The organism is Mycobacterium sp. (assembly GCF_035633495.1).
GTDB lineage: Bacteria > Actinomycetota > Actinomycetes > Mycobacteriales > Mycobacteriaceae > Mycobacterium.
Map to the genome: position 1 here is coordinate 1 of NZ_DASQEU010000087.1, position 3,634 is coordinate 3,634.

The following is a 3,634-nucleotide window of genomic DNA, read 5'->3' on the forward strand; positions in this document are numbered from 1 at the left end:
GGGTTTCTCGTGGTGGCACGCTCAACATAATCAGAGGGTTTCGAGGAAGGCGAGTAGTGTGTCCGACGGTCGGTATCGGCCGGGTTTGGCGCCGAGCGGCGCGGTCCGGGCGATCGCTCGTTCCTTGAGCGCGCTGTCGGCGTGTTCGTAGATATGGGTGGTCTGGGTGCTCTCATGGCCGAGCCACAAAGCGATAGTGGCAATGTCGACCTGCTTGGCCCGTAAAAGCATGGCGTTGGTATGCCGCAGCACGTGTGGGGTCACTCGCTTTGATGTCAGGGACGGGCAGCTGACTGCCGCGGTGGCGGCGTGCTTGGAGACCAGCAACCCGACCGTGTAGCGGCTCAGTGGCCGGCCCGGGCGGGTCGGGAACAGTGGGTCGTCCGGATTGCCGCGGCGTTCGGTGAGCCATCGGCGTTGGGTCGCAACGGTTTCTTTGGTCAGTGGGGTCGCGCGCTTTTTCCGTCCTTTCCCGGTGACTTTGATATGGGGGCCGATACCGAGGTGGATGTCGCTGACGCGCAGGCCGACCAGTTCTGAGACGCGGACCCCGGTCTGGATCATGAGCAGCAGCAGCGCGTGGTCGCGCCGACCGAGCCAGGTGGTCGGGTCGGGCGCGGACAGCAGCGCTTTGATCTCGTTGAGGTCGAGGTAGGAGACGGTGTTGCGTTCATGGCGTTTGGTCGGGATCGCCATCACCCGCGCGATCGTGTGGGCGTGCTCGGGATGTCCGAGCGCGGCGAAGCGGTAGAACGAGTGGATCGCCCCGAGTCTTGCGTTGCGGGTCCTGGGGCTGTTGCCGCGTTCCTTTTCGAGATGGGTGAGGAACGCGCCGATCAGCGGCGCGTCGAGATCGTCGATGTCCAACTGGAACGGCTGCTTGCCGGTCTGTCGCTGCGCGAAGGTGAGCAGCAGTCTGAACGTGTCGCGGTAGGCGGCGATGGTCTGGGGGCTGGAATTGCGTTGGGTGATCAGCCGGTCGGTGAAAAATGCTTGCAGCGCCGGCGCGAGCAGGGTCATGCCAGTGTCTCCGGCAGCTGCTCCAGGCGTCGGCTGATCACTTCGAGCAGCTCGGGCACCGCCTCCAGGTACCAGTACGTGCTGGCGGGGTCGACGTGACCGAGATACGTTGACAGCAATGGCATCCGCTGGTCGACATCCTCGCCTGCCTGGAGCCAGCCCAGCAGCGTCCGCACCGCCATCGTGTGCCGGAGATCATGCGGCCTCGGGCGGCGGCGGGCGCCGCGGCCCTCCAGACCGACCTCGCGGATCAGCGTGGTGAACGTCTGGTTGAGCTCGGAACGGGCCATCCGCCCACCTCGCGCGGAGATGAAGAACGCCGGCGTTGAGGGTGTCGGAAAGCTGGTGTCGCGCAGCCGGGTGTAGTCGCGTAACGCGCTGACCGTGCTTGCGTGCAGCGGGACCTCGCGCTGCTTTTTCTGCTTGCCCGCGCGGACGTGGATCACCCCGTGCCGCAGATCGACGTCGTCACGGTCAAGGGCAACCGCTTCCCCAGGGCGCATGGCGGTGACGGCCAGCAAACCGATCAGCGTGACATGACGCGCCGCGCGTAACGGCGGTTTGAGCCCGCGGGCGGCGTCGATCAGTGCGGCGATCTCGCTGTCGGCGTAGATGTACGGGGCGATCCGGGGTCGGTGCCCGGGGAGCAGGTCCGTGGAGGGAACCTCGCTGGTGGGGTCGATCGTCGCGAGATGGCGGGCGAACCCACGTGCGACCGTGAGCCGCTGCCGCCAGTAGTGCGGGTGCGCGTCCGCGGGTTTCCGCGCCCAGTCAAGTGCCAGCTCGGTGGTGATTCTCTCCGCGCCCGCCTGCTCGAGGAAATCGACGAAACCTTCCAGCAGCCGCCAGTCCTGGGGCATCTCGAACCCGAGACGACGACGGATCCGCAGATAGTCCTCCATCGCTGCCCGCACGCGGGTCATGCCGCACCCCCTGGCCACGGACGCGCCAGCGGCCGCAGCGCTTTCCGGTCGACCTTCGCGTAAATCGTGGTCGTCTTCTGCTCCCGGTGGCGCAGTACCTGGCCGATCTCGGCCAGCGACGCGCCCGCCCTGAGCATCTGTGTGGCGGCCGTGTGCCGCAGACGGTGCGCGCCCACCCGGGCCAGCCCTGCCCGGTCGCACGCAGCGCGCACCACCCAGGCCACCGTGCAGCGGTCCATCCCGACCCGCGGGGCGGTCACCCGCAGGAACAGTGCCCGGGCCTCGCAGCACGGGCGGCGGCGAAGGTAGGACACCATTGCCTCGCCCACATCGACCGGCAACGGCAACATGTCCTGCCGGTTGCCCTTGCCGTGCACCAGCAGTTCGCCCCGGCGCCAGTCGACGTCGTCCAGGCGTATCGCGGCGACCTCCCCGGCACGCAGCCCCAGCCGCGACAACAGCAACAGGATCGCGTAATCGCGGCGGCCGACCAGCCGGCGCCGATCACAGCTGGCCAGCAGCCTGTTGACCGCGGCGGGCTCAAGACCGCGCGGCAGACTGCGATCACGCAGATCGGCGACCGAAGGGACCGCCCACACCAACGGAGCCTCGATCAGCCCAGCCACGTGCAGGTACCGCAGCAACGACCGCAACGCGCACACCAGGTCCCGTGCCCCGGACACGCTGCGCTTCGGGCATTCCTTGGCCAGGAACGAGGTCACCTGCGCCGCGCAGAGCTGGTCCAGGTTCACCTGCCGGTTCGCCCCGACCGCTGTCAGGAACAGCCGCGCGGCCGGCTCGTACGCATCGAACACGGTGTGATCGGACAGTCCACGCTCGATCGACAGATAGCGGCGATAATCCGCGAGCAACTCTTGCAGCGGCCCCTGCGCGACGACCGGCACCGGCGGCGGCGCCACCCCCAGGCCACGCAGATACCCCACCGGCAGCATCGCGCTACGCGGAGCGGCCCACGTCACCAAACCCGCCGCCCGCCGCGCCGCGGCGAACCGCTCGGCCTGCTCACCGGTCAGCTCCCCGGCACCAAGGCCCTCCCGCTGGAGCCAACGACTGAGCTGATCGAACTGATACACCCGGTCCGCCGCCGCCGAGGGCGAGTACGCCCGAGACCTCAACCACGACTCGAACCCCGCCGCGAACGGCGCCAACGGCCCCGACACCACCGGAACCCACACCCGCCTGCCCATCGCTGCCTCCAGTCGGATCGCAGAACACGAATCCAACGAGCATCGATCGACAGCCACGATTATGTTGAGCGCGTCACCACCAGAAACCCCACCCACCAAGCACATCCGCGCACCCCGAGCGCCGCCTCAACATAATCGTGGGCTGGACATACAACCACTTATGTGGATCTCAACATAACCGGTTCCGTGGGAGCCTCGGGGTGAAAATCCCCGGGGCGACCCGACTATGCGATGGATATGTGGCTGGTCCGGGAATTCCCGGGCGTCACGTTCGAACGCTACTGCGATGATGCGGTGATTCACTGCGGCAGCGAGGAGCAGGCCCGTCAGGTGCGGGATGCTCTCGCGGAGCGACTGGCGTCGGTCGGTCTGGAGCTTCATCCGGACAAGACCCACGTGGTGTACTGCCAGGACGCGGACCGGCGTGACGATCATGAGGTCACGTCGTTCACGTTCCTGGGGTACACGTTTCGTCCGCGACTG

Annotated in this window: 4 protein-coding genes; 1 reads left to right on the top strand and 3 read right to left on the bottom strand. The window is 67.5% G+C overall.

The annotated features are described in order from the left end of the window. Window positions 1-30 precede the first annotated feature (30 nt). From VET27_RS13525 to VET27_RS13535, 3 genes are read right to left on the bottom strand one after another with little or no spacing between them, the layout of a single operon-like run. Window positions 31-1,020, bottom strand: coding sequence for a tyrosine-type recombinase/integrase (locus tag VET27_RS13525; protein ID WP_526518865.1), 990 nt, complete (start codon window positions 1,018-1,020; stop codon window positions 31-33). Further along, complete coding sequence (locus tag VET27_RS13530) at window positions 1,017-1,943, bottom strand: tyrosine-type recombinase/integrase (protein ID WP_526518868.1); 927 nt, start codon at window positions 1,941-1,943, stop codon at window positions 1,017-1,019. Before VET27_RS13530 ends, VET27_RS13525 begins: the two co-directional genes overlap by 4 nt. Further along, window positions 1,940-3,151 carry a tyrosine-type recombinase/integrase gene (locus VET27_RS13535; RefSeq protein WP_526518870.1) on the bottom strand — a complete coding sequence of 404 codons (1,212 nt, stop codon included), beginning with the start codon at window positions 3,149-3,151 and terminating at the stop codon, window positions 1,940-1,942. Before VET27_RS13535 ends, VET27_RS13530 begins: the two co-directional genes overlap by 4 nt. A 231-nt stretch (window positions 3,152-3,382) precedes the next feature. Here VET27_RS13535 and VET27_RS13540 point away from each other — a divergent pair. Further along, the coding region (locus VET27_RS13540; RefSeq protein ID WP_526518872.1) for a reverse transcriptase domain-containing protein at window positions 3,383-3,634 on the top strand (252 nt) is incomplete at its 3' end.

Coding starts and splice junctions, on each gene's coding strand:
- VET27_RS13535 (WP_526518870.1), bottom strand. CDS start 3,151: ATGGGCAGGCGGGTGTGGGTTCCGGTGGTGTCGGGGCCGTTGGCGCCG.
- VET27_RS13525 (WP_526518865.1), bottom strand. CDS start 1,020: ATGACCCTGCTCGCGCCGGCGCTGCAAGCATTTTTCACCGACCGGCTG.
- VET27_RS13530 (WP_526518868.1), bottom strand. CDS start 1,943: ATGACCCGCGTGCGGGCAGCGATGGAGGACTATCTGCGGATCCGTCGT.